Genomic DNA, 23,538 nt, shown 5'->3' with positions numbered 1-23,538 from the left:
CTGCCTATGGACTGGCTAACCCTTCTTATCGTCTTAGCGTTGATCTTCGGCTTTCTTAACGGCTTCCACGACTCAAGCAATGTCGTGGCGACCATCATCTTTTCGCGGGTAATGGGGCCGCGCTGGGTGCTCTTGCTAACCGCATTGGCGGAATTCAGCGGTCCCTTTCTGTTTGGGGTTGCGGTTGCCAGGACCATCGGCGCCGATGTCATTCAGGCTGAGGCAATAAATCCTCAGGTACTCGCCGCCGCACTGCTGGCCGGCATTCTGTGGAATCTAATTACCTGGTATTTCGGCATTCCCAGCAGTTCTTCTCACGCTCTAATCGGCGGTCTGGTTGGGGCCACGCTCGTGGCAGCTGGGGTGTATGCCATTCGCAATGCCGGTCTGATCAAGATCCTTTTGGCACTCTTCCTTGCTCCAATAATCGGGCTGGTAGGCGGATACCTGATTACCCGCCTGGTCTTCTTCCTGGCACGCAACGCTCCTCTGCGCATCAACTGGCTCTTTAAGAATGCCCAAATCCTGACCGGCGTTGGATTGGCACTTAGTCATGGCACCAACGATGCGCAAAAGACCATGGGGGTCATCGTCCTGGGATTACTGGCTCATGGTAGCCTAACCCGCTTTGAAGTGCCTTTGTGGGTGGTGGCAGCCAGTGCAGGCGTTATGGCGCTAGGCACCTCCATCGGCGGATGGCGTCTGATCCGCACCCTGGGACGACGCTTTTACAAGATCCGTCCCGTAGATGGCTTCTGCGCTCAGGTTGCTTCAACGATCGTAATCCTCGGGGCCGCCCTGCTAGGGGGGCCCCTGAGCACCACCCAGGTGGTGAGCGCAACCATCCTGGGCGTGGGCTCGGCTCACCGGGTGAGCAAAGTGCGCTGGAACGTGGCCGGACAAATCGCCCTAGCCTGGGTGTTAACGATCCCGGTCACAGCGCTGCTGGCCGCCGGGCTCTACCTGGGCTTCATGCACCTCTGAAGCGAGGTCTCAAATAATAAGCCGCCGTCTTTTCTGACGGCGGCTTATCCATCTGGTGCCCCCAGGGGAATTCGAATCCCCGTTTTGGCCTTGAGAGGGCCACGTCCTAGGCCGCTAGACGATGGGGGCCTGTGCATTTCGCGCTAAAGCGCTTCAAATTTTATCATGTGTGCGAGGGGTTTGTCAACGAAAACGACCTTGCGGTTCGGAGACTTACCTCAAAGAGGAACCCTCTTTTATCGGTGGACGTCTTAAGGATAACACAATGTCAAATTACCCCTTCAAGGAGGAATCGCCATGTCCGTCTGGAAAACAGGCTTGCTTGGGTTGATCATGCTCACCCTGTTATTAAGTGCCTGTGCGCCGGAAACGCCCCGACCCACACCCACAATCCCACCGGCATCTGGAGACATCATCCCCGTACGCTCAAATAAGCCCTATCGTACTCCGATTAGCATTCCCGAAGCCGATTTGCAGAGCTTGGTGGAAGGCAACACAGCCTTCGCTCTCGACCTCTACCAACACATTCGGGGGGAAGAAGGTAATCTGTTCTTTTCACCTTACAGCATCTCACTAGCCCTGGCCATGACCTATGCCGGCGCTGCTGGGTCAACCGCCGAGGCAATGGCCAAAACCCTTCATTTCACCCTGCCCCCCGAACGCCTTCACCCGGCACTCAACGGGCTGAGCCAGCGCCTGACCACCCCCGGTGCTCCTGCCAACCCCGAGGAACCTCCCTTCGAACTCCATATCGCCAATGCCCTGTGGGGACAGAAAGGCGAGCCCTTTCGTTCCGCCTTCCTGGACGTGCTGGCCGAAAATTATGCGGCTGGCATGCAGACCCTGGACTTCCACAGCGACCCTGAAAGGGCGCGCCAGCGCATCAATGCCTGGGTTGCAGAACAAACGCGGGAGAAAATCCGTGATCTGCTGCAAAAAGGGGATATTACTCGCCAAACCCGCCTGGTGCTGACCAATGCTATCTACTTCAAAGCCGCCTGGCGCTATCCATTCAAAGTCGAGGAGACCCGGGAGGGAGATTTCATCCTGCTGAACGGGCAAAAGGTGCGTGTACCAATGATGCACCTCAACCGAGAACTGGCTTATGCCGAGGGTGAGGGCTACCAGGCGGCAGCACTGCCCTACGCCGGTGGCGACTATGAAATGGTATTGTTGGTGCCAAACGCCGGGCAGTTCGCGAGTTTTGAGCAAAATCTGAGCCTGCAACGTCTGAATGAAATCCTGGAGCGGCTCACACCGGTCCACCTAGATCTCACTTTGCCCCGCTTCCGTTATGAGGCACGCCTGAGCCTCAAAGAGGCGCTCCCTAAAATGGGCATGGAAATTGCCTTTGATCCGGAACGCGCCGACTTCACCGCCATGAGCGAGATGCCCGGCCTGTATATCGGTAATGTCCTGCACAAGGGCTTTGTGGCGGTGGACGAGGCCGGAACGGAGGCCGCCGCCGCAACCGCCGTGATCATGGAACGTACCTCATTACCGGCACAATCCGCCACCCTACGGGTTGATCGCCCATTCATCTTCCTCATCCGCGATCACCAGAGCGGAAGTATCCTCTTCATCGGACGGGTGCTGCAGCCCTGAGTTTTGTTCCTCACCGCAATACGCGCAGGGAGGGTTGGCCCTTACCCTCCCTGCGAGAGCGCGGGGGGCGGCCAGATGGTCCCCGCACGCACCACACCACCGGGTGGTACATCGGCTTTGACGGTAGCCCCATTGCCAACCCGCGCTCCGCGTCCTATGGTAATGCCAATGTTGATGGTAGCCCCCATGCCGATTTGAGCAAAATCCTCCACCCGCACACCTCCGGCCAGTAGCGCCCCAGGCGAAAGGTTGACACAGCGCCCCAGCACACAATCATGCGAGACAACCACGCCCGCATTGATGACCGTACCAAACCCCACCTTAACCGCACTGCTGATGTACGCCTGGGGAAGGACCTGCACACCGCCCTCCAGATGCGCGCTGCGCTCCACATAAGCCGCAGGGTGAACCAGCGCCGGGCATAGAAAACCCGCCCGAGCCAGAACCTCAAAGACCCGCCAGCGCGTTTCTGGCCGACCGATACCTCCCACGCCATTGACCGCCAGCCGCACCCCCCGACGATAAAGTTCAGGCAGGATCTCTGCGCCCCCCAGCACCGGCAAACCCAACACCTCCCCACCCACCGCCAGGCCGTCATCCACCACACCTGCCAGGTGATAAGACCCCAAGGCTCGGATCAATTCAATCAGCACCTTGCCGTGCCCTCCCCCACCGTAAAGAATGATGGCTGTGGGATCAAATTCCCAGTTCAAGTCGGGCAGATTCGCGTAATCCATGCTACTTTTTTATATCACAAAAGCCAAATCGGTATGTTATATTTGAGGCACAGAGAAAAATCCCTCTTTCACCCCAGGGCTCACTCGCGGGGGTAAAGACGTATGTCAGTCATTGATGAAATTAAAGCACGCCTTGATATCGTTGATCTGGTCGGCGAGACGGTCAAACTGCGCCGCACGGGTAAAAACTACATCGGTTTTTGCCCATTCCACCCCAACACCCGCACACCTTCCTTTGTCGTCTTTCCCGAAACGGGCACCTGGCGCTGCTTTGGGCAGTGCAACGAGGGGGGTGACATCTTCCGTTTCGTGATGAAGAAAGAAAACTGGGATTTCAACGAGGCCCTGCGTTACCTGGCCGAACGCGCTGGCGTCACCCTGCGCGCGATCGAAACCACCCCGCCTGAGAAAGAGCAGGCACTGGAACGACTGCGCGATCTGCTTGAAAACGCCGTCACTTTTTATCAGCATTATCTCACCCAAACCCCAGAAGGCCGCCAGGCCCTGGATTACCTGCATAAGCGGGGATTACGCGATGAGGCCATCTTGCAGTTTGGGCTAGGCTATGCTCCCAACCGCTGGGATGCGCTCTTAAATTACTTCCTGGACAAGGGCTATAGCCCCGACGACTTATTGCAAGCCGGCCTGGTCGTTCAGCGCGAGGACGGGCAGGGGTTTTACGATCGCTTCCGCCATCGCATCACCTTTCCCATTCGCGATCCCCAGGGGCGCATGGCCGGCTTTGGCGCGCGAGTGCTCAACCCAGAAGACCTCCCCAAATTCATCAACACCCCACAGACCCCCCTCTTTGACAAAGGGAAACTCTTGTATGCCCTGGATCAGGCACGCAAGGCCATCCGTGCCCAGGACCAGGTGGTTATCGTGGAAGGTTACCTGGATGTCATTGCCTTGCACCAGGCCGGGTTCACTAATGTGGTCTCGCCAATGGGCACCGCTCTTACCGAAGAACAATTGCGCCTGCTCAAGCGCTTCACCCGTCACATCGTGCTGGCGCTCGATGCAGATGCTGCTGGACAAAAGGCCACCCTGCGCGGCCTGGAGGTTGCCCGCCAGGCCATGGACCACACTGAGGAACTCGTTTTTGATGCCCGCGGCCTGCTGCATTTCGAGGCTCGCTTGCAAGCCGATCTGCGTGTGACCACTCTCCCTCCGGGCCAGGATCCGGACGAAGTGGTATTGGCCGATCCTCAACGCTGGGCCAACCTGATTGCGGCGGCTAAACCGATTGTAGTCCACGTCATGGAAACACTCGCCGCCGAGCGAGACCTGAACGACCCCAAGGTTAAGCGGGAAATTGCGGCCCAGGTACTGCCCCTGATTGAAGAAGTGCCTGATGCCGTCGAGCGTGAAGATTACCGCCAGCGTCTGGCGCGCCTGCTGCGTGTGGATGAACGGGCACTGCTCCAGACCACTCCCGCCCGGCCGCGTCCGCGGCCGGGCCGTAGGCCGGCAACGCCCCCGGCACAAGCAACCCCCACGTTGCTGAGCAACCAGCCCCCCCTACACGAAATGGAAACGCACTGCCTGCGCCTGCTCCTGCGTCACCCCGAAAATCTCTATCTGCTCAACCGCATCTTGCAGCAAGCCAACCTTACCCGCCTGACGCCCCAAGATTTTGAACAGGGTTCACACCAGGCGCTGATACAATGGCTGCTTCAGGCGCTGGAGCAGGACGATATGGAGCCCTTACAGTACCTTCAACACCATGCCGATGAAGCCCTCCAAGACCTGCTTCAAGCGCTTCTTGCCCCTCTCCCTCACGGGGAACCCACTCCCGAACAACAATTGGAAGATATTGCACGGACCTTGATAAAAATTCGCCTGGCCCGCGTCAACGCCACACTTCAACAATACCGCTTTTTACACGAGCAGACCCAAAACGAAGCCAGCGGTCCAGCCGATGAGATTGCGGCTCTCATCCCCCAGTACATCCAACTGCGCGCTCGGCTGGAAAAGGCCCTGGCCCAACCCTTGCAACCGGATTAATCGCCATGGATTTCTTCAGAGCCCTTCTCGAACTCCTGCGTACCCTTTTCCGCCCCTCGGCACCGCCACCGACTCCCCCGCTGCCTCCGACGCCCCCTGAACCTGTGGGAGGCATTCCAGCGCCAGTGCGCCGGCGTGTCCTAATGATCACCTTCAACCCCCAGTTTCCAGCCCAGGGCGGACAGCGCCTTACCGAGTTACTCAATTGGAACCCACCCGAAAACCTGGCCAGCGCCTTTATCAGCGACATTCAATCTGTCAGTTACGGTTATCTCACTTATCAAATCGCTGAACGAATTGTGGTGGATGGTTTGCCTGCCAAGATAGATGGGTTTATCTACACCCCCGAAGCCTACCTGGAGGCTCTCCAGCGTGGTCAGGGTCACCAACCAGATACGGTGGACTATACCCGCCTGCTCACCACATTCCGCATTCTGGATAAAGTGCGCGGCCGACAGATTGACGAAGTGTGGTGTTTTGGTGGGCCCTACTTTGGGTTTTATGAGTCCGTCATGGCCGGTCCCAACGCCTTCTTCTGCAATGCCCCGCCCCTGCCGAACACTCAGGAGGCAGGCCGGCGCTTTTTGATCATGGGGTTCAATTATCAACGTGGCGTTGGCGAAATGCTGGAAGCCTTTGCCCACCGTGCCGAGTTCATCCTCTCGCGCGTCTTCCAGCGCACCTATGGAGAAGCCAATCTATGGGAGCGCTTCACCCGCTACGAAAAGGCCCACCCTGGCCAGGCAGAATGCGGAACCGTTCACTATGCACCCAACAGCCGCACTGACTACGACTGGGGCAATCCCACCCCCGTGCTCAGCCGTTGCCGCAATTGGCGCAACTTCCCCGACCTCTCCGGCCCACCTCAATGGGTGGATTGCAGCGAATGGGGAAATGGCGACATGCGTCTTCATCATCTGTGGTGGTTAAGCCTGTTCCCCCATATCACTGGCCAGCGGGATGGAATCGCTTATAACTGGTGGCAGTACGTTGCCGACCCCAACCAGGTTCCTTAAGGGTATAATGCGTTTATCCGGCTCATCGTGCTGGTAAAGACGGAGGTCGAAAGCCATGTTTCGCAAACCCTCTCCCCCTCCCACAACGGGGATCACCCCCACCGAACGCGTCACCTCGGTGCTCGGTCCCGGCCTGACCTGGTCGGGGAGCCTGCGCGGCAGCGGCGGTGTGCGCATTGAAGGTATTTTTGAAGGTGAGATTCACGTGCGCGGCCTGGTCGTCATTGGCGAAAGCGGTCGAGTCACCTGTGAAACCCTGCGGGCCAATACGGTGGTTGTCGCCGGAACCCTTTATGGCAACATCCTGGCCGAAAAATTGGAGATTCGCAGCACCGGCAGGGTTTGGGGAGATGTGACCGTGGTAACGTTCACCACTGAAGAAGGGGCCTTTCTCCGTGGACAGGTACGCATGGAAGAAAAAGTGGACCTGCAACTAGAGGCGCCCGAATCTCCAACTGCGGCTGAAAATCCCCCTGAGGAGAGAAGTCCCTCCTCGGCATGAGCCTCCGGGACGCTTTACTTCTGCTCATTGAGGTCATGGGGGTGGTAGCAGTCACGCTGCTGCTCACCCTCAGTCCGCGATTCCGCCATGCCCCGTTGGTCTTTCGCTACCCACGCCGTGAGGGTGGAATCGCTCTTTCACTTTTCGGTTTGACCCTGATCGGATCGTTTCTGTACCTGCATACCACCAGGGTAGCGGTCTCAGCACCGCTCACCGGGCAAATCAACCTGATGGGCATGGCGCTGTTGCTTTACCTGGGGGCTTTGGTCGCGCGTGGGCAGCCTCTGCGTAGTGCGGGGTGGGGACGGGCCACGCTCTTTCCCGCCCTTCAACTGGGTCTGGGGTTGATTTTCATCACGCTATTCTTGCGCGGTCAGTTTTCGCGCCTGCTGGCAGGCATTCCACCCGAGCAAGGCCAGGCCCTGCTGCTGAGTCTACTCCTGGCCTCAGGGGAAGAAAGCATCTTTCGAGGTTACCTGCTCCCCCGCTGGTCGGCGTGGTTGGGTCCGCGGACGGGGTGGTTGATCAATGGATTGGCCTTTGCCCTCTGGCGGTTGCCGTGGGTGCTCAACACTGCGCCTAATGTGCTCTGGCCTGCACTCGGGGTTGCCCTTCTCCAGGGTCTTCTCCTGGGATGGATCATGCAGAAGAGTGATCACGTCCTGGCCCCAGCGCTTTATCGGGGATTCTCAGATTGGTTACGCCTGCTCTAAATGGTGACATTTTCAGGTTGATTTTTATGACAATTGGCCCATGTCTCCTGATTGACAAGGGCTTCGTCTTTGTGCTATCCTTCACACAGTGATTGCGAAAATTAATCGGATTAATCCCAATTTGAAGGAGACTGTGCCATGGCTTACGTGATCAACGCAGATGATTGCATTGCCTGTGGGGCATGCGAAACCGAGTGCGAACACGGCGCAATTTTCGAGAAAGACGGCGTGTACGTGATTGATCCTGCCAAATGCCAGGATTGCGGCAACTGCGCTGAGGTGTGCCCCAACGGCGCCATTCACCAGGGCTAATTTGTGTAGCTGAAACCAAAGTTCTCGCCCCCGTAATGGGGGCGAGTGTCTTTAAGCGCTTTGGACAGGGTTCTCAAGTGTGGCGAGGGCGTCGCTGGGCCTTCCCACTCTTTGAGGGAGGCGCTGCCGGTACCACTCGATAGGCCGGTGCCAGAATGGCGTGAATACGGCATAAGCGCAGATCCAGCATGCGGCTACGAATCCGGGGATCGAGGTCGTCCAAGGTGCTGGAAGTGGTGATAACCGTGGGCAGACGAGCATTGTAACGGTGGTTGAAGATCTGGTAGAGTTTCTCCCGTGCCCAGGGCGTCGCACTCTGAGTGCCCAGGTCATCCAGGATCAGCAAGGGAGCATTGCGCACCTGCTCAAACAGCCGGTCGTATGAAATTGTGCTGGAGGGGCCAAAGGTTGCCCGCAGGTGATCCAGCAAATCGGGTACGACCACGAAGAGAGGATCCTCTCCCAAGCCCTTGCGATAATTACCGATAGCGGCGGCCAGATGGGTTTTGCCGCACCCATAATCCCCCATTAACACCAGCCAGCCCTGGGGTGCTTCGGCAAATTCCATGGCGGCTTCGTAGGCTTTTTGCAGACTTTCCAGCGCCTCCGGGGAAAGGGCCTCATTTTCGCGCAGGCTGAAATTACCAAACGTGCGATCAGCCAGCACATCCAGTGAAGAAAGCGGGGAAAGCGTCTCCTCGCTTAGTGGGACGCGGTAGTCCGGCGCTTGTATCTCCACCCGGGTGACCAGCTCGGCATCCAGCAAGCGCGAGCGAATGCGTCCATCCAGATCGTCCAGACCCAGGTTGGTCGTGATCACAGTAGGCAGGCGCAGGGTATAACGGTAATTGATGATCTGATAGAGTTTTTCTGCCGCCCAGGGGGTTGTGTTCTGGGTGCCCAGGTCATCCAAAACCAGCAAACGAATGTTGCGAATTTCGTCAAACCGCGCTTCGAAGTTCTCATCTGGGCTTTCAAAGGCAAAACGCAACCAGTCCAGGAGATCGGGCACGGTCAAGAAGAGCACGGGCACCCCTTGCTCAACCGCAAAATTCGCCACTGCCGCAGCCAGGTGGGTTTTGCCACAGCCATAACCGCCCATCAACAGCAGCCACCCCTGCAAGGTCTGGGCAAAATGGAGGCTGAGGTTGTAGGCCTGCTCCAGGGACCGCACTTGACGATCCCCCAATCCATATCGCCCTTGGGTCTGAAAAGTCTCAAAACGCATGTTGCGGAAGGCTTCCAGATTGCTCAAGCGATAGAGGGCTTCGCGCTCGCTACGCAAGGCCTCTTTCTGCCGACACACGCACAATTGCAACTTACCGAAATCCGGATGTCCAACCGGCAAATCCTGGCGCACAAACCCCACACCGTGACAAATGGGGCAGTTTGGGTCGCCCGGGAACCCGGATTGCCGCGGTGCCGGGCTTTCAGTGCTGGACGTATTGTCCATACTCGCCTTCGATATATTTGCGGCGATTCGTTTCAGCGTCTCTCCGATTGGCTCCATAACCTTCCCGCTCCATACGCGCTCGTAGAATGGCTTCAACATAACGCCAGCGACGCACGTTGTTCTCAACCGCAATCCGGATGGCTTCTTCAATCCACGCCATTGGGTAGGTCCGTTCAGCGTCACGTAGCGCCTCGGCCAGCATCGGCGTCAAAGGGCCGATGTTCTGTTCATACAAGCGAAAGATATTAGGGCGCTCTAGATCCAGTGCTACTTCCGGATGGCTGAGATGCTCCGGTTGCCACTCCCCACGTTGCAAGGCTTCAACAGCGGCTCGCCCGCGCGGTGTATTCAGGAAATACAGCGTAGTCTCCCGTTCGCGATCCTTATAACGTACCTGCAGAAAGGTACCCCGCTGCACGGCTCGTTCCAGAGCCTCCCGGAGTGCCTCACGGGCACGTTCGTCATCTTCGCCCAGGCCCTCAAGCAATCGCCGGTCTCCTGCGAAATCCTCATACGAAAGATAGCGGATCGTCCCTTCCAGGTGCTCCAGAAACCAGAAGGCATAGAGAGTCACTTTTAGTTCGCCAAGGTGGTCAATTTCGGGCAGCAAATCGGTAAAGAAGGGATTGGGGATGCGTGTCATCCCAACCTTGCCCGCCGGAAAACCCGCAAAACTTGCCATTTTAGTCACTCCTGCCCCCTTTAGTAACCCGACGTGCGCACAGTTGCCGCATTGTCAAAACGAGCCAGATTGTTGAGGAAGACCACCTCAATCCCCCCATGGGTGGGGCCGTTACGATGCTTAGCCACGATGATCTCAGCCAGGTTACGGCGGGGGCTATCCTTCTCCAGACCTTCGGGACGATGGATGAACATCACCACATCGGCATCCTGCTCCAGGCTGCCCGACTCCCGCAAATCGGAGAGCATGGGCCGCTTATCGGCGCGCTGTTCAACCGCACGCGAAAGTTGCGCTGCCGCCAGGACCGGCACATTCAACTCGCGGGCCAGAATTTTGAGATTACGCGAAATGTAAGAAACCTCCTGAACCCGGTTTTCCGCCCGGGTATCCCCCGCCATCAACTGCAAATAGTCCACGATGATCAGGTCGAGGGGGTATTCCAGGTGCAGACGACGGCATTTTGTGCGCAGTTGAAGTGGGGTAATGGCCGGGGTATCATCTAACCAGATCTGGGTATCGCTAAGCACCTCAATGGCGTGGGTGAAGAGGGGCCATTCCTCATCGGTCAGTTTGCCTGTGCGTAGTCGCTGTGTGTCAATACCTGTTTCCTGGGCGATCAAGCGCTGCACCAATTGCTCAGCCGACATTTCCAGCGAAAAGATGGCCACGTGCTTGCGATGACGCTGAGCAGCATTTTTTGCCACCGAAAGCAGAAAACCAGTTTTACCAGAGCCAGGGCGCCCGGCCACGATTAACAAATCGGAGCGCTGCATCCCACCCAGCAGACGATCCAGGTCAATCAGGCCGGTGGGCACGCCGTAAATTTCATCACTGCGTTGGGAAAGCTGATCAATGCGGTCGTAGTAACTGCTGAGTACCGTCTGAATGTGTTGAATATCACGTTGCAGACGGCGCTCACTCAAACTGAAGACCGTTTTCTCGGCCTCGTCAATGATGACATCTACTGAACGACGGGGATCATAAGCCAGGCGCGCCAGTTCATTGGCCGCCGCCAGCATCCGCCGGCGGATGGCGCTTTCCTGCACCAGGCGGGCGTAGGCTTCCGCATGAAGCGAGGTCGGGGTTTGGTTGATCAGCGCCAGCAGGTAAGCCTGCCCCCCTATCTCGGTTAGATGCCCTTTTTCCTCTAACACCTGACTTACGGTGAGGTAATCTATCGGAATGCGGTGCTCGGTCAGGTGAACGAACGCCTCCCATACCCAACGGTTACGCGCAATGTAAAAATCCTCCGGGCGCAGGATCTGCGCCAGGTCAAAATACACCTCCGGATTGATCAGCACAGCCCCCAGCACCGCCTCCTCGGCTTCTCGGTTATGGGGATGAACCTGCTCAAATGAGGAAGTGCTTGTTTCAATTACCGGGGGTAATTCGCTCATCGTCCTGCTACACTCCTGAAACCGCCATTAAAAGCCACGCTCGTAATAATGATACTCCGAATCGTCCCCGCACAACAACGGGTGCACCTAACGAGATTTTGGATAAAAAACCGGGGTCTCAATGACCCCGGGCAGGTCCCTTTCTTTCTTTTTAGCGTTTCTTGGGAGGTTCTTCGTCGGGGTTCTCTTCATCACCCTCTTCGCCACCCTCGGATTCATCCAAATCGCCGATGTTCAATTTTTGCAGAAAGTCCTCAAAGACGGAAAGCCGTTCATCCGCCTCTTCATCAAGCACCTCCGGCTTGGACACTGCCTCGCGAGGCTCTTCAGGGGTTTGCAGGTCTTTCTCCGGAGTGATGCTGGCAGCATCCATGACCTCACGAGCAACCAGGATCGGCACATGGGCGCGCACGGCCAAAGCCAGTGCATCGGAGGGCCGGGAATCAATGTTGAGGACTTCCCCATTGTGCTCCACGACCAGATTGCCGTAGAACACATCATCGCGCAGAGCCACCACCTCAACTCGTAAGAGTCGCGCGTTAAGAGAACTCAACACATTTTTGAGCAGATCATGAGTCTGAGGGCGCGCTACTTCAATTTCCTGCAGGGCAATGGTGATTGCTTCAGCTTCGTACGGACCAATCCAGATGGGTAAATAGCGCTCTGCGTTAATCTCACGTAACACCACAATGCGCTGTTGGTTGGTCAGGCTGACGCGAACGCTATCAATAACAACTTCTACCATTTTGGGCATACCAGACCTCTACACGTTGGGTAACCCGGATGAACCACCGTTGTACCTATTTTAACACGGTGATCAGGAGGATGCAAATGCTATGCTGCTTTTGGGTTTATTTCCGCGCGCATATTCCCAGGCTGATCAGACGCACAGACCCAACCCGCGACCACTCATGCCGGAGGTTGCGCAGATTTCTACACCCAGGCGATCACCCCAGCAAAAACAGCCAGACCATGTATGATCACCCCAGTCAACGCAAACGCCATTAAAAAGAGCAGTCAGGCATGGGGGGGACATGCCTGACGCCCTTCAGGGAGGGAATGCCACCATCTACCTTTTTTTCCCAGCGTGGGGGGGACACGCTGGCTTGCAGTTCTGGTGGGACACCAACTACCAGTAAATTCTTTTGCGGTGTCTATGGATAATATACACCATTTTTGTCAAGATTGCATTAAAATTGCCTAAGAATTTTCCGTCTTTTTCTGCTCTTCGGGAACAGCCGGCATTTGGATGTGGACGGCCAAGCCATCACCCGGCGCCGAAACCGCCCAAACCCGACCCCCATGGGCTTCTACAATGGCCTTTACAATGGTCAAACCCAATCCGCTCTCACCCGCTTCTGCATGGCGCGATTTGTCGGCCCGGTAAAAGCGTTCGAAAATTTTGGGAATCTCCTCCGGGGGAATACCCTCCCCGGTATCACGGACCACAAATTCAATTCCCGCCTCGGAGGAGCGGACCTGTAGGAAGACCTCGCCTCCCGGCGGGGTGTAGCGCAGGGCATTGCTCAACAAATTATCCATGACCTGCATCATGCGATCTTCATCCATCCATACTGGCGGCAGATTCTCCTCTTTTTGCACCCGCAAGATCACCCCTTTTTGCTCGGCGCGGTGCTGGAAGATGGCCGCGGTTCGTTCCAGGATGGCTGCGGGAGGTACAGCCTGGCAGTTAAGCGGCAACTCGCCCGCATCCGCCTGAGAGAGGATGCGCAAGTCCTCCACCATCTTCTGTAAGCGTTCGATCTCGGTGTAGATCATGGTAAAACGCTCCGGTGTGGGGCTCAGGATCCCATCCCGCATAGACTCGATATAGCCAGCAATGACGGTCAGGGGGGTACGGAGATCGTGGGCAATATCCGCCGTCATCTGGCGTCGCATCTGGTTGGCCTGCGCTACAGCACGGCTCATCTGGTTGAACGCCCGCGCTAACTGCCCAAGTTCATCCCCCGACACCACGGCAACCTCCTGTTCCAGGTTCCCCTGGGCGATCCTCTTCGCTGCTTCCGTCAAGGCCTGCAACGGAAGCGTCAATCGCCGTGCCAACCACAGCCCTATTAAAACTGCCACGATTAAAGCCCCTCCTAACGCCATTGCCAACGCCTGGTAAGTGCGCCGCAGGAAGAGCATCTCAGCAGGATTGAAATTAGGAGCGCGGGGAACTCTGATTAAATAACCTACCGGTGTACCGTTCACGCTTAACGCCGTACCATCACGCTGAAGAACATCGGGGGGAACCACACTGTTGACCGGATAGATGGGATCTGCGCTCACCAGCACACGACCCTGCGCATCCGTTAACCCAAAGAGATTGCGCCGATCACGCTCAAACCCCATCCCCTCACCGGGCTCGCCAAGGGGCAGGGGAAACGAAGGGGTAACCGAAACCCCAGGAGTTGCCACCATTCGACCCTCCAAACGCCACCAGGCCTGTTCGATCCCCGCCCAGGAGCCATGGCTTTCATAGTAATCCACTAAGAGCTGCTTGAGGGTCTCTTTCTGTTGATCAATGATCAAACGGCTTAAGCGGTCGGGACTGCTGGCGCGAATAACCAGAGTGACCAGGGCCGCAGAGGTGAACGCCACCAGGATGAATGCAAAGGTAATTTTCCAGTACAAAGATTGACGCATGGATCTCCCCCTCACTCTAACCTGTGAAAACGATACCCCACTCCAAATACCGTTTCAATCCATTCTGGATGGGCGGGATCTTTCTCGATCTTACAGCGCAAGTTGCGGACATGCACGTTCAATGTGCTGTTGAGCCCCGCAAAACCACTCTCTGCCAGATGGTTGGCCAGTTCCTCACGCCTGAAAACCCGTCCAGGCGCCCGCATGAGGGTTACCAGGAGATCAAATTCCAATGGGGTCAAATAGACCTCCTTTCCACGTACCTTAACCACACGGGATTGCAAATCCACCCACACATCTCCAACATGCAGAATTTCCATGCGCTGATCCGCCCCCGAAATCCGACGCAAAGTGGCCCGAATACGCGCCACCAGTTCACGCAGACGGAAGGGCTTAACCACATAATCATCCGCCCCCAACTCAAGCCCCAGAACTGCATCAGACTCCTCCTCACGTGCGGTGATGATAATGATCGGGGTCTGACGTTCCTGGCGAAATTGCTTGATAAACTGGTATCCATCCATGCGCGGCATCATCAGATCGAGCAAAATCAGGTCGGGGTTTTCATGACGCGCGGTGTAAAGCGCACTCTGACCATCTGCTGCCGTAATAACCTTGAATCCATGCTCGCTCAAATACTCACGCAATAACTGGCGCACACTGGCCTGATCATCTACTACCAGAATGGTCGTTGTCATTCCAGTTTTCCTCCACACGTGGCTGCTTATAGCGTAACACAGAATGATTTAAATCTGATTTAGCAAGGTGCCAAATTCCTTCAAGGGCGGAAAACGGATTAGAGCAAAATTTATGCCCTCTAAATCAAAACTAAATACCACCGGGCTAGGATTAAGCAATGGATCAACCGTCACTTGTAAGGAGTGCCCCATGGATACAAAATCAAAATTCTTCTCCAAAATCAAATTCTCCAGAAAAATCCACCTTCCCATCCTTGCCCTGGCGCTGATCCTGATCATCGGCCTTGGTTTTGTGATGCGAAGTCAGGCCGCTCGCCCTACTGCCACCTCTGAAGCCGGGTACAAAACCGCCATTGTGCGCCGCGGCAACATTGTGCTTTCGGCTACCGGTAGCGGCACCCTGACCGCCGGACAGAAAGTCCAGTTATCCTTTCCGGTTTCCGGAAAGGTAGCTAAGGTCCTGGTGCAGGTGGGAGACAAAGTAACTGAAGGGCAGAGCCTGGCCGAACTGGCGGATACAACCTCGCTCCAGGTCGCTGTTGCCGATGCCGAGTTACAGGTGACCGTGGCAGAAAATGAATTACAAGCCCTTTATGATAACGCGGCAGCCAGCCTTGCTGACGCCAAATTGGCCCTGGCCAATGCTCAGAAGGCTTATGACACCGCGAAATCCCAACTCAAGCAGCAGGGTTGGACACGCTGCGACAAGGATACCATTCAGGCCTATTATGACCAATACACCCGCCTGAAAGAAAAACTCGATTCGTTCAGTGGTCAGTACGATTCCGACTTTTACCTCACCCGCATTCTGCCGCTAAAAAATCAAGTCGCCACTGCCTACGCCAACTACGCCTATTGCCTGGGGTACACCGAGTACGAGATTGAAACTTCACAAGCCAACCTGGCCGTAGCGGAAGCCACCCTTAAGCAGGCTCAGGCCAAGGTAGATTTGTTGGAGAAAAACAATGGGATAGATCCGGTCGCCCTGGCCCAGGCCCAGAGCAAACTACAAAACGCCAAACTAGCCCTGGAAAAAGCCAGGCAGAACCTGGAAGGGGCGGTAATTAAGGCTCCGTTCACTGGCGTAGTGACGGCTATCAATGGTCAGGCAGGTGATTCGGTGAACGCAGGGGCCACATTTATAACGCTGGCAGACCTTTTCCATCCCATCGTGGAATTTGCCATTGATGAGACCGACATAGACAAGGCCGTCATTGGGGCTGAAGCCGAAATCACTTTTGACGCCATCCCAGATCGCACTTTCAAAGGTATCGTCATTCGCTTGAACCCAAGCCTGGAAACAGCCAATGGCTATTCCGTGCTCAAAGGCGCCATCCAGTTGGATATGAGCGGCCATGAGAACGAAACGCTCCTAGAGGGGTTGAGCGCTACTGTCACGCTCATTGCCGGACGAGCCGAGAACGTACTGATCGTGCCCATCGAAGCCCTGCGGGATCTTGGCGATGGACAATACGGTGTCTTCGTGGTTGGGGCCGACGGTCAGCCCCGCCTGACGGTGGTCGAAGTGGGACTGAAAGATAGCACCTACGCCGAGATTAAGTCGGGCCTCAACCCGGGTGATGTGGTAACTACCGGTAATGTGGAGACGCAATAATGGAAAACGAACCCATCATCATCCGCACCGAAAACTTAAAGAAGGTGTACGGCTCAGGGGAAGCCCAGGTCATCGCTCTGGCAGGAATCAACCTGACCATCCGACAAGGAGAGTTTGTCGCTATCATGGGACCAAGTGGCTCAGGAAAAAGCACCTTACTCAACATCCTGGCTTGCCTGGACCGCCCAAGCGAGGGCAGTTATTACCTGGATGGCATTGACGTGAGTCAGTACCAACGCCGCGATCTGGCTCTGATCCGCGGACGCAAAATTGGCATGGTGTTTCAGTCTTACAACCTGCTACCCCGACTGACCGCGCTGGAAAACGTGCTACTGCCCATCTTCTACCGCCGTGAACAGCGCCTTCCTGCTGAAGCCGCCCGTCAGCACGCCCTTGCGGCGCTAGAAAGTGTGGGACTGGGCGACCGCGCGCATCACTACCCCAATCAGCTCTCCGGTGGGCAGCAACAGCGTGTGGCGATTGCCCGCGCCCTGGTGAATGACCCGGCGATCATCTTGGCCGATGAACCCACCGGAAACCTGGACTCCCACGCCTCGCAGGAAATCCTGGACCTCTTACAACGCCTCCACGCGCAAGGGCGCACCATTGTTCTGGTCACTCACGACCCCGAGGTCGCTGCGCATACGGAGCGCATCTTGTTAATTCGCGATGGACACCTGATCTCAGACCAGTCGAACGGACGCACCCGTTCAACGCCCCCTTCCAATGCGCTCTCATCTTCGCCTGCCAGCACAACCCTGGAGGTGCACCATGATCACTGAGATAGCCAAGGAAGCCTGGCGCAGCCTGCGCGCCAACAAATTGCGCTCTCTACTCACCACTCTGGGAGTCATCATTGGCGTTGCTGCCGTCATCGTCATGATGGCCATCAGCGCCGGTACCGAGGCAGCCATCTCTGAATCGATTTACAGCCTGGGTTCAAATCTTATCTTCATTTCATCCACCTTCAGCCGGGTTGGCCCGGGCGAACGTCCTCAAAATGCAGGTGGATTGGTTTATGACGACGTGGCAGCCATCCGCGAAAAAATCAAGGGGGTCACTGGGGTCACCGTGGATCAACAAGCCAGTGTCACAGTGCGCCGTGGAGACATCACCCTTGACGGCGTCATGCTCATGGGAACCACGCCCGACTACCCTATTGTGCGCGGACTGAGCGTCGCTACAGGCCGTTACTTCACTTCGACCGAGGTTGAGCGGGCGCAGAAAGTGGCCGTCTTGGGGAAAACAATCGCCGAAAAACTCTTCGGAGAAGAGGACCCTATCGGGCAAACCATTACCGTCAATAAAACCCAGTTAACCGTCATCGGCGTTTTAGCGGAGAAAGGCCTGGTTGCTGGCACCGACTTTGATCAACTCATTTACACTCCCATCAAAGTTGTCTTCCAAAAGTTTACCCCTTCGCAATTTGCCCGTTTCATGGGGGATCGGGTGCGTCAAATCACGGTCGCCGTTGATCCCAAGGCCAACATTGACACGGTGGTAGAGCAAATTTCCCTTCTCCTGGCCAATCGTCACAACGTCAGTCTGGATAGTCCGGATTTCAGCATCCGCACCCAGGCCGATATCATCAAGGCTCGCGAATCCACCACAGCCACTTTTCGCAACCTGCTCATCTGGGTAGCAAGTGTCTCTCTACTGGTAGGCGGTATCGGGATCATGAACATCATGCTGGTGAGCGTTACCGAGCGCACACGAGAAATTGGGTTGCGCCAGGCCGTCGGCGCCACCCCCGAAGATATCCAGATCCAATTTCTGGTCGAAGCGCTTGTACTCAGCCTGCTGGGCGGTGTCATAGGCATTGGCGTGGGTATTGCGGGCTCCCATCTCTTTGGCACCCTTAGTGGAATGCGCACCGTCATCGTGCCCTCCGCCATCGGAATCTCCTTCACGTCGGCCGCATTGGTGGGGATTCTCTTTGGCTATTTACCTGCGCGGCGGGCCGCCCGTCTGGATCCAATCGTGGCTCTGCGTTACGAATAAATTTATCACAACGAACAGGAAGGAGAACAATGATGAAAAAGCCCATCTTTTGGCTTTTCTTGGTTCTAACCATGGCTGTCTGGATGTTAAGTGCTTGTACTGGCGGCAATACCACTGCGAATGCAGCCAATGGTCGGGTCGCCGCATCCCAAGGCACGCCCCAACTTTTCAACTTTGCCAACCAGTCCCCGGAAAGCAAATTAGCCATCGGAATCTTGAAAATGGAGGAGACTTCCCTGGCCATCACTTCGGAACAAGCCAAAGCCTTGCTGCCGCTGTGGAAAGCTGTCAAAACACTATCTACCAGCACAACGGCCTCAGCCGAGGAACTAAGTGCCCTTTACCGTCAAATCGAAGAGACACTTACTGCCGACCAGCGCAAGTACATTGAGGAATTGCAAATGACGGGTACCGACCTGCAAGATATGATGCAATCTTTGGGTATTCAGGACTCTTTTGGTGAGAGAAACGGCAGCGGGCAGAATCTCTCCGAATCAGAACGTGCCACACGCATCGCTCAATTCCAGGCGCAACGTTCTGCCGAGGGGGTGCCCGCTGGTGGACCAGGAATGGCGCCCGGTGGAGGACCCGGAGGGGAACCGGGTTTTGCACCTCCGGTTGAGGACACCACTACCCAGCGTACCCCCGATCCCACCCAAATGGCTGTGCGTCGTAACCTGGGGTTGAGTCGCCTCTTCCTGGATCCTCTGATCCAAATGCTGGAAAAGAAAGCAGCCCAATAAATTCCATCCGATCCCAATATATTCCGCCGGGAGGCAGTGATCTTTGCCTTCCGGATTGGTTTAAGCACCTCTAACCCGCAGAATTCTTAATAAACTCACACCTTCTAAATTGAATATTAATGGTCGTCTTGTAAAAATATCTCATCTTGAAACGTACAAATCGAGAGGAAACGCCTATGCATAAAAGAAATTTGCTACTCGATTTCATGCTGTTGATCACCTTTCTAATGATTATGTCCCCCTCCTTGACCGGTGTTCCGTGGCACGAATGGCTGGCCATAGGCCTTACGGCCGCAATTATCCTCCATCTCCTCCTCCATTGGGAATGGATCGTGCGGATTGGAGCAACCTTCTTCAGGAAGATTTTCCATCACTCCCGGCTGAAATTTGTTGTAGATGTGCTGCTGTTCGTTGCCTTTACCCTTACAATGACGAGCGGTCTGCTGATTTCTCGAAGTGTTCTTCCAACCCTGGGGATTCAAAGTACCCGAAGTCCACTCTGGCGAGGTTTGCATGACCTCACAGCCAACCTGACCCTGTCCCTGGTAGGGCTACATTTTGCCCTCAACTGGGAATGGGTGGTTGGTATGTTCCGAAGGTATGCCCTAAACCCCATCATACGGGCCTTTCAGACAAGCAAAGCCGCCGCAATCAAAGAGAATCCCCGCTCTTCCACACCCCAATGAAGAGGTTCTGCCATGGTCAAAATTCTCTGGCGCACACTGCTTATTCTAGCCACGGCGACCAGCATCGCCTTACTCTTCTATCATGCCGTGAACGCAGGCTGGTTGTCCCCACTGGCCTTTCGTTCGGTGATTACAGTGAATCGCGAGGGTGAATCTGGATTTGAAAGGCGCTTTGATGCGTCCCGCTTTCGGGGCTCAGAGACCAGCACAGCCCCGTTCACGCGTGAGTTCGGGGATCCAGAGGCTTTTGAAGGACGTGAGTTTCGCGGCCGAATCTCCTTAGCCCGAGGGGTGGATGAAATGGGACGTAGCCTCGTCTGGATCCTCCTAATCACAGCCGCAGTCGTGATGTTTCAGTTGCTGATACGAGTGGCTTCACGTCACCTTCATCGCCAGCGGGCTTGAGCCCCCTGCCTCACTGCTGATAAATGTCTCTCTCCTCCTTAGTCCTCCCCTGTCATAACGTACGCCGAGGAGGGCTACTTTTTCCTACTTCGGAGAGTTCCGGTCGCGTTTCCCTTTCTTAAACACTTGCAGCCAGTAATCCACCTCTTCGGGGGAAAGGGGAGTCTCCCGAGGCGATGGCTCGGAAGTACGCGATTGGTTGATCTCCTGCAACCACCGGGCAAATGTTTCGGAGGACACCACTCGCGCCCGGCGAACGCGCGCCTCGTGCTGAACCCGATGATCGGAGGTCACCACCGTCCAATTCCGCGCTTCGCCTCCCAAAGACTCCAACCGACGCGCAATCGCCTCATCTGCGGTCAACCCCTGACGGACAAAATGCACCAATACCAGGCCAATATGTCGAGCGCCAGCAAAGCCCGGGGGCGCCTGATCGAAAAACACCTCGGCTTTCTTGCGCTGACGCTGACAGAAGCGCTGGATCATTTCGATCAAGCGCTCTTCATCGTCCGGCGCCGAGAGGCTCAAGCCGGGGATCTTGGGGATCAAATTGTGACCATCAATTAAATATGCCATATGACCCTCCCCTCTGCATTTTAGCCCAATTTATGCTATTATTCAGCACAGAAGACTCTATGCTCAAGCGCTTATTACCCTACATCCTCCTCAATATTCTGGTCTCGGCACTGACCACTCTGATTGTGCTCAGCCTGTGGGATCGGGCCCAACGCCCGGCTCTCATCGGCCAGAACCCGGCTTCTTTGGCCTCGGCAACCCCGGAGGCCGTGCTGGAACTCCAAACTTCCATGGCTATGCTCCCTTCTGCTACGCCGACGCTCCCATCCCTAGACCGGGCCTGGATTACCATTGCCGAGGTGCTGGCCCCCGGCGACCTGGAGCACGAAGCCATCTTGCTCAAACGCCTGGGAGATGGCGACCTGTGGCTAATGGGCTGGCGCCTGCTCACCCCGCGCGGGCAGAGTTTTGAGTTTCCCAACTTAACCCTGAGTAAGAACGGCTCCATTCGTATCTACACCCGGCGCGGCAACAACACGGTAATCGAACTTTACTGGGGTCTGGAAACAGCGGCATGGCGCCGCGGTGATAAGGTGCGCTTGCTAGACCCCGAGGGCAATTTACGGGCCGAATATGTGATTCCTTGAGAGAGGTTACTTATGGATATCCTGGAACGCCTGGCCGAAGAGAAGATCCGTGCCGCCATAGAGGCGGGGGCTTTTGATAACCTGCCCGGACGCGGTCAGCCTCTTCACCTGCCTGAAAATCCTCACGAACCGGACGAGTGGCGCCTGGCGTTTCACCTCTTGCGTTCCAATGGGTTGACCCTGCCCTGGCTTGAACTCCGTCGCGAAATCGAAACCGAACTTAATGCGGCCCGGGCAGAACTGGCACAGGCTGTGGGTCAGCCCCATTGGGAGGTAGCACAACATAAATTTTCAACGCGCTTAACCACCTTGAACAAGCGCATTTTCAATTACAATTTACAAGTCCCGGTGGATCGGTTTCAGCGTCCGCTCCTGAACCCTGACGAGGAAATTGAGCGGATACGCCGGCTAGCCCATCTTCCGAACCCGCCGGATGAGGAAAAACATGGCCCAAGCACTTTACCGTAAATGGCGGCCCCGCCTGTGGGAACAGGTGATTGGGCAAGAACACGTCGTGCAAACCCTGCGCAATGCCGTACGCAGCGAGCGCATCGCCCACGCCTACCTTTTCGCTGGTCCACGCGGCACCGGCAAAACCACTACCGCGCGACTGCTGGCCAAAGCCCTCAACTGTCTGCATCCCGATCCGGCTCAACGTCCCTGCGATCAGTGTGGCCCGTGCCAGGCAGTGAATGAAGGGCGCTTTCTAGATCTGATTGAAATAGACGCGGCCTCCAATACGAGCGTGGATGATGTGCGTGACCTGCGAGACAAGATCAACCTGGCACCAGGAGAAGGGCGCTATAAGGTCTATATCATCGACGAAGTGCACATGCTTTCAACCGCTGCCTTCAACGCCCTGCTCAAGACACTGGAAGAGCCCCCACCCCATGCCATCTTCATCCTGGCGACTACCGAGATCCACAAGATCCCGCCTACTGTGCTCTCGCGCTGCCAGCGCTTTGAGTTTCGCCGTATTCCCCTGCCCCAAATTGTGAATCACCTTAAATCACTGGCACAGCAAGAAGGCGTTGAGGCCGAAGACGAAGCTCTCTCTCTGATCGCCCGCCAGGCAACCGGCAGTTTGCGAGATGCCATTTCGCTTTTTGATCAACTGGCAGCCAGCGGTCAGGCCCTCACCCTGGCCGCAGCGCAAGCCCTGCTAGGAACCGCCACGGATCAGCGCGTCATGGATTTGATCGAAGCCCTTTTACAGCGCGAATCTGCCCGCGGTCTCCAATGCATCCACCAGGCCCTGGAGAGCGGCGTGGACGCCCGACAGTTTGCCCGCCAGGTTGTAGACTATTTGCGCAACTTGATGCTGATCGCCATGGGCAGTGCCGACCAGATCGAAGCCACCCCAGAGCAACGCAGTCAGATGGCCAACCACGCGCGCCGGTTCACGCTACCCTACTTGATGGAAGCCATACAGCGGTTCAATCAGGCAGCCACCGAGGCGCGCTCGACCTGGCACCCGACCTTGCTTTTGGAACTGGCTCTGGCTCAAACCCTGGCGTTTGAACCCCAGGGACATTCCACCACCCCACTCCCGGGCTCAGTCAGCCCCACGCCCCTTGGGGCAACCCCAACCGCATCCTCCCCATCCCCTGCTCCCAGCCCCAGACGAGCAGCGGAGCAGATGACCGCCGCCCCAACTCCCCCTGGCGGTCCCAGCGTCGCCTCCTCCCAACCAACCCGTGCACCTGCGACCCCCGCCCCGGCTCCTACTGCAGCCTCCTCTGAGGCTCCCCCCTCAGACTCGACCTCCCCGGCCCCCCCGGCAGAGAACCTGCCGGATACGCGCAAGGTACTGCAAAATTGGGCGCGGATCCGCGCGCTGGTCAAGAGCCGTCGCACCCAGACTGAGGCCCTGCTGAATTCCTGCAAGGTGGTTCAGGTGCACAATGGGATGCTGGTACTGGGATTTGCCACGGAGTTACTCAAATCCAAAATGGAAGCCGGGGAAAACATATCTCTTACCCGTGCCGCCGTTCGGCAAGTCTTGGGAGTCGATTTGCCCGTTATATGTACCGTGGTGGGCAGTAAGGCCACTGCCTTACCTGAGGATTTCGGAATCGAACCCGATGGCATGGTCAGCACAGCCCTCAGCCTGGGGGCAAAAATTGTCAAGAAAGAAATAAACCCCACTCATGATCAGGAGTGAATGAAG

Annotated in this window: 24 protein-coding genes and 1 tRNA gene; 16 read left to right on the top strand and 9 right to left on the bottom strand. The window is 56.4% G+C overall.

Going from position 1 to position 23,538, the window contains the following annotated elements; translation table 11 throughout:
* Nucleotides 1-6: 6 nt before the first annotated feature.
* Complete coding sequence (locus SE15_RS01340) at nucleotides 7-984, top strand: inorganic phosphate transporter (protein WP_054520305.1); 978 nt, start codon at nucleotides 7-9, stop codon at nucleotides 982-984.
* 53 nt (nucleotides 985-1,037) lie between these two features.
* On the opposite strand, the gene SE15_RS01335 is transcribed toward SE15_RS01340, so the two are convergent.
* A tRNA-Glu gene (locus SE15_RS01335) sits at nucleotides 1,038-1,113 on the bottom strand.
* A 168-nt stretch (nucleotides 1,114-1,281) separates the two neighbouring features.
* On the opposite strand from SE15_RS01335, the gene SE15_RS01330 reads away from it, so the two are divergent.
* Nucleotides 1,282-2,589 carry a serpin family protein gene (locus SE15_RS01330; RefSeq protein ID WP_054520304.1) on the top strand — a complete coding sequence of 436 codons (1,308 nt, stop codon included), beginning with the start codon at nucleotides 1,282-1,284 and terminating at the stop codon, nucleotides 2,587-2,589.
* A gap of 41 nt (nucleotides 2,590-2,630) precedes the next feature.
* On the opposite strand, the gene SE15_RS01325 is transcribed toward SE15_RS01330, so the two are convergent.
* Nucleotides 2,631-3,326 carry an acetyltransferase gene (locus tag SE15_RS01325; protein ID WP_054520303.1) on the bottom strand — a complete coding sequence of 232 codons (696 nt, stop codon included), beginning with the start codon at nucleotides 3,324-3,326 and terminating at the stop codon, nucleotides 2,631-2,633.
* Nucleotides 3,327-3,428: 102 nt separating this feature from the next.
* Between SE15_RS01325 and dnaG the strand changes: the two genes are divergently transcribed.
* The 5 genes from dnaG to SE15_RS13965 all read left to right on the top strand — a co-directional run bounded on the left by dnaG (nucleotide 3,429) and on the right by SE15_RS13965 (nucleotide 7,876).
* Nucleotides 3,429-5,333, top strand: coding sequence for a DNA primase (gene dnaG / locus SE15_RS01320; protein WP_054520302.1), 1,905 nt, complete (start codon nucleotides 3,429-3,431; stop codon nucleotides 5,331-5,333).
* A gap of 5 nt (nucleotides 5,334-5,338) precedes the next feature.
* A complete protein-coding gene (locus SE15_RS01315; protein WP_054520301.1) occupies nucleotides 5,339-6,349 on the top strand; it encodes a hypothetical protein in 1,011 nt (336 codons plus the stop codon).
* Between the two features lie 55 nt (nucleotides 6,350-6,404).
* Nucleotides 6,405-6,851 (top strand): bactofilin family protein, encoded by a 447-nt coding sequence (locus tag SE15_RS01310; RefSeq protein WP_054520300.1) that lies wholly within the window; start codon nucleotides 6,405-6,407, stop codon nucleotides 6,849-6,851.
* Nucleotides 6,848-7,564, top strand: coding sequence for a CPBP family intramembrane glutamic endopeptidase (locus tag SE15_RS01305; protein WP_054520299.1), 717 nt, complete (start codon nucleotides 6,848-6,850; stop codon nucleotides 7,562-7,564). The genes SE15_RS01310 and SE15_RS01305 overlap by 4 nt, the downstream gene beginning before the upstream one ends.
* A 138-nt stretch (nucleotides 7,565-7,702) precedes the next feature.
* Nucleotides 7,703-7,876 carry a 4Fe-4S binding protein gene (locus SE15_RS13965; protein WP_083461614.1) on the top strand — a complete coding sequence of 58 codons (174 nt, stop codon included), beginning with the start codon at nucleotides 7,703-7,705 and terminating at the stop codon, nucleotides 7,874-7,876.
* Nucleotides 7,877-7,949: 73 nt separating this feature from the next.
* Here SE15_RS13965 and SE15_RS14570 read toward each other — a convergent pair whose 3' ends face one another.
* The 6 genes from SE15_RS14570 to SE15_RS01275 all read right to left on the bottom strand — a co-directional run bounded on the left by SE15_RS14570 (nucleotide 7,950) and on the right by SE15_RS01275 (nucleotide 14,755).
* Complete coding sequence (locus SE15_RS14570) at nucleotides 7,950-9,329, bottom strand: ATP-binding protein (RefSeq protein WP_201778034.1); 1,380 nt, start codon at nucleotides 9,327-9,329, stop codon at nucleotides 7,950-7,952.
* Nucleotides 9,307-10,011, bottom strand: coding sequence for a DnaD domain-containing protein (locus SE15_RS01295; protein ID WP_054520298.1), 705 nt, complete (start codon nucleotides 10,009-10,011; stop codon nucleotides 9,307-9,309). Before SE15_RS01295 ends, SE15_RS14570 begins: the two co-directional genes overlap by 23 nt.
* A 20-nt stretch (nucleotides 10,012-10,031) precedes the next feature.
* The gene (gene dnaB, locus SE15_RS01290) at nucleotides 10,032-11,408 is read right to left on the bottom strand and encodes a replicative DNA helicase (protein WP_054520297.1); all 1,377 of its coding nucleotides are present in this window, start codon (nucleotides 11,406-11,408) and stop codon (nucleotides 10,032-10,034) included.
* A 151-nt stretch (nucleotides 11,409-11,559) separates the two neighbouring features.
* Entirely contained in the window at nucleotides 11,560-12,162 is a 603-nt protein-coding gene (locus SE15_RS01285) for a bifunctional nuclease family protein (protein WP_054520296.1), read from the bottom strand.
* A gap of 446 nt (nucleotides 12,163-12,608) precedes the next feature.
* Nucleotides 12,609-14,057, bottom strand: coding sequence for a sensor histidine kinase (locus tag SE15_RS01280; protein ID WP_054520295.1), 1,449 nt, complete (start codon nucleotides 14,055-14,057; stop codon nucleotides 12,609-12,611).
* 11 nt (nucleotides 14,058-14,068) lie between these two features.
* A complete protein-coding gene (locus SE15_RS01275) occupies nucleotides 14,069-14,755 on the bottom strand; it encodes a response regulator transcription factor (protein WP_054520294.1) in 687 nt (228 codons plus the stop codon).
* A 190-nt stretch (nucleotides 14,756-14,945) separates the two neighbouring features.
* On the opposite strand from SE15_RS01275, the gene SE15_RS01270 reads away from it, so the two are divergent.
* From SE15_RS01270 to SE15_RS01245, 6 genes are all read left to right on the top strand, one after another.
* Nucleotides 14,946-16,370: an efflux RND transporter periplasmic adaptor subunit gene (locus SE15_RS01270; RefSeq protein WP_054520293.1), complete on the top strand. Its 1,425-nt coding sequence runs from the start codon at nucleotides 14,946-14,948 to the stop codon at nucleotides 16,368-16,370.
* The gene (locus tag SE15_RS01265; protein ID WP_054520292.1) at nucleotides 16,370-17,152 is read left to right on the top strand and encodes an ABC transporter ATP-binding protein; all 783 of its coding nucleotides are present in this window, start codon (nucleotides 16,370-16,372) and stop codon (nucleotides 17,150-17,152) included. The genes SE15_RS01270 and SE15_RS01265 overlap by 1 nt, the downstream gene beginning before the upstream one ends.
* The gene (locus SE15_RS01260; RefSeq protein ID WP_054520291.1) at nucleotides 17,142-18,371 is read left to right on the top strand and encodes an ABC transporter permease; all 1,230 of its coding nucleotides are present in this window, start codon (nucleotides 17,142-17,144) and stop codon (nucleotides 18,369-18,371) included. The genes SE15_RS01265 and SE15_RS01260 overlap by 11 nt, the downstream gene beginning before the upstream one ends.
* 32 nt (nucleotides 18,372-18,403) lie before the next feature.
* A complete protein-coding gene (locus tag SE15_RS01255; RefSeq protein ID WP_054520290.1) occupies nucleotides 18,404-19,114 on the top strand; it encodes a hypothetical protein in 711 nt (236 codons plus the stop codon).
* A gap of 176 nt (nucleotides 19,115-19,290) precedes the next feature.
* Nucleotides 19,291-19,800, top strand: coding sequence for a DUF4405 domain-containing protein (locus SE15_RS01250; protein WP_054520289.1), 510 nt, complete (start codon nucleotides 19,291-19,293; stop codon nucleotides 19,798-19,800).
* Between the two features lie 12 nt (nucleotides 19,801-19,812).
* On the top strand, nucleotides 19,813-20,205 hold the full coding sequence (locus tag SE15_RS01245) for a hypothetical protein (protein WP_054520288.1): 393 nt from the start codon (nucleotides 19,813-19,815) through the stop codon (nucleotides 20,203-20,205).
* Between the two features lie 84 nt (nucleotides 20,206-20,289).
* On the opposite strand, the gene SE15_RS01240 is transcribed toward SE15_RS01245, so the two are convergent.
* The gene (locus SE15_RS01240) at nucleotides 20,290-20,781 is read right to left on the bottom strand and encodes an NYN domain-containing protein (protein WP_054520287.1); all 492 of its coding nucleotides are present in this window, start codon (nucleotides 20,779-20,781) and stop codon (nucleotides 20,290-20,292) included.
* Between the two features lie 59 nt (nucleotides 20,782-20,840).
* On the opposite strand from SE15_RS01240, the gene SE15_RS01235 reads away from it, so the two are divergent.
* The 3 genes from SE15_RS01235 to dnaX are packed head-to-tail and all read left to right on the top strand — an operon-like array spanning nucleotide 20,841 to nucleotide 23,532.
* Entirely contained in the window at nucleotides 20,841-21,368 is a 528-nt protein-coding gene (locus SE15_RS01235) for a lamin tail domain-containing protein (RefSeq protein ID WP_054520286.1), read from the top strand.
* Between the two features lie 12 nt (nucleotides 21,369-21,380).
* The gene (locus SE15_RS01230; protein ID WP_054520285.1) at nucleotides 21,381-21,836 is read left to right on the top strand and encodes a DnaJ family domain-containing protein; all 456 of its coding nucleotides are present in this window, start codon (nucleotides 21,381-21,383) and stop codon (nucleotides 21,834-21,836) included.
* Nucleotides 21,814-23,532 (top strand): DNA polymerase III subunit gamma/tau, encoded by a 1,719-nt coding sequence (gene dnaX / locus SE15_RS01225; RefSeq protein ID WP_054520284.1) that lies wholly within the window; start codon nucleotides 21,814-21,816, stop codon nucleotides 23,530-23,532. Before SE15_RS01230 ends, dnaX begins: the two co-directional genes overlap by 23 nt.
* Nucleotides 23,533-23,538: the final 6 nt, after the last annotated feature.

The sequence above is a fragment of the Thermanaerothrix daxensis genome, from assembly GCF_001306145.1.
Taxonomy (GTDB): domain Bacteria; phylum Chloroflexota; class Anaerolineae; order Anaerolineales; family Anaerolineaceae; genus Thermanaerothrix; species Thermanaerothrix daxensis.
The sequence above is the reverse complement of the archived record's forward strand: the minus strand, read 5'-3'. Positions and strand labels throughout refer to the sequence as shown.

Coding starts and splice junctions, on each gene's coding strand:
- SE15_RS01340 (WP_054520305.1), top strand. CDS start 7: ATGGACTGGCTAACCCTTCTTATCGTCTTAGCGTTGATCTTCGGCTTT.
- SE15_RS01330 (WP_054520304.1), top strand. CDS start 1,282: ATGTCCGTCTGGAAAACAGGCTTGCTTGGGTTGATCATGCTCACCCTG.
- SE15_RS01325 (WP_054520303.1), bottom strand. CDS start 3,326: ATGGATTACGCGAATCTGCCCGACTTGAACTGGGAATTTGATCCCACA.
- dnaG (WP_054520302.1), top strand. CDS start 3,429: ATGTCAGTCATTGATGAAATTAAAGCACGCCTTGATATCGTTGATCTG.
- SE15_RS01315 (WP_054520301.1), top strand. CDS start 5,339: ATGGATTTCTTCAGAGCCCTTCTCGAACTCCTGCGTACCCTTTTCCGC.
- SE15_RS01310 (WP_054520300.1), top strand. CDS start 6,405: ATGTTTCGCAAACCCTCTCCCCCTCCCACAACGGGGATCACCCCCACC.
- SE15_RS01305 (WP_054520299.1), top strand. CDS start 6,848: ATGAGCCTCCGGGACGCTTTACTTCTGCTCATTGAGGTCATGGGGGTG.
- SE15_RS13965 (WP_083461614.1), top strand. CDS start 7,703: ATGGCTTACGTGATCAACGCAGATGATTGCATTGCCTGTGGGGCATGC.
- SE15_RS14570 (WP_201778034.1), bottom strand. CDS start 9,329: ATGGACAATACGTCCAGCACTGAAAGCCCGGCACCGCGGCAATCCGGG.
- SE15_RS01295 (WP_054520298.1), bottom strand. CDS start 10,011: ATGGCAAGTTTTGCGGGTTTTCCGGCGGGCAAGGTTGGGATGACACGC.
- dnaB (WP_054520297.1), bottom strand. CDS start 11,408: ATGAGCGAATTACCCCCGGTAATTGAAACAAGCACTTCCTCATTTGAG.
- SE15_RS01285 (WP_054520296.1), bottom strand. CDS start 12,162: ATGCCCAAAATGGTAGAAGTTGTTATTGATAGCGTTCGCGTCAGCCTG.
- SE15_RS01280 (WP_054520295.1), bottom strand. CDS start 14,057: ATGCGTCAATCTTTGTACTGGAAAATTACCTTTGCATTCATCCTGGTG.
- SE15_RS01275 (WP_054520294.1), bottom strand. CDS start 14,755: ATGACAACGACCATTCTGGTAGTAGATGATCAGGCCAGTGTGCGCCAG.
- SE15_RS01270 (WP_054520293.1), top strand. CDS start 14,946: ATGGATACAAAATCAAAATTCTTCTCCAAAATCAAATTCTCCAGAAAA.
- SE15_RS01265 (WP_054520292.1), top strand. CDS start 16,370: ATGGAAAACGAACCCATCATCATCCGCACCGAAAACTTAAAGAAGGTG.
- SE15_RS01260 (WP_054520291.1), top strand. CDS start 17,142: ATGATCACTGAGATAGCCAAGGAAGCCTGGCGCAGCCTGCGCGCCAAC.
- SE15_RS01255 (WP_054520290.1), top strand. CDS start 18,404: ATGAAAAAGCCCATCTTTTGGCTTTTCTTGGTTCTAACCATGGCTGTC.
- SE15_RS01250 (WP_054520289.1), top strand. CDS start 19,291: ATGCATAAAAGAAATTTGCTACTCGATTTCATGCTGTTGATCACCTTT.
- SE15_RS01245 (WP_054520288.1), top strand. CDS start 19,813: ATGGTCAAAATTCTCTGGCGCACACTGCTTATTCTAGCCACGGCGACC.
- SE15_RS01240 (WP_054520287.1), bottom strand. CDS start 20,781: ATGGCATATTTAATTGATGGTCACAATTTGATCCCCAAGATCCCCGGC.
- SE15_RS01235 (WP_054520286.1), top strand. CDS start 20,841: ATGCTCAAGCGCTTATTACCCTACATCCTCCTCAATATTCTGGTCTCG.
- SE15_RS01230 (WP_054520285.1), top strand. CDS start 21,381: ATGGATATCCTGGAACGCCTGGCCGAAGAGAAGATCCGTGCCGCCATA.
- dnaX (WP_054520284.1), top strand. CDS start 21,814: ATGGCCCAAGCACTTTACCGTAAATGGCGGCCCCGCCTGTGGGAACAG.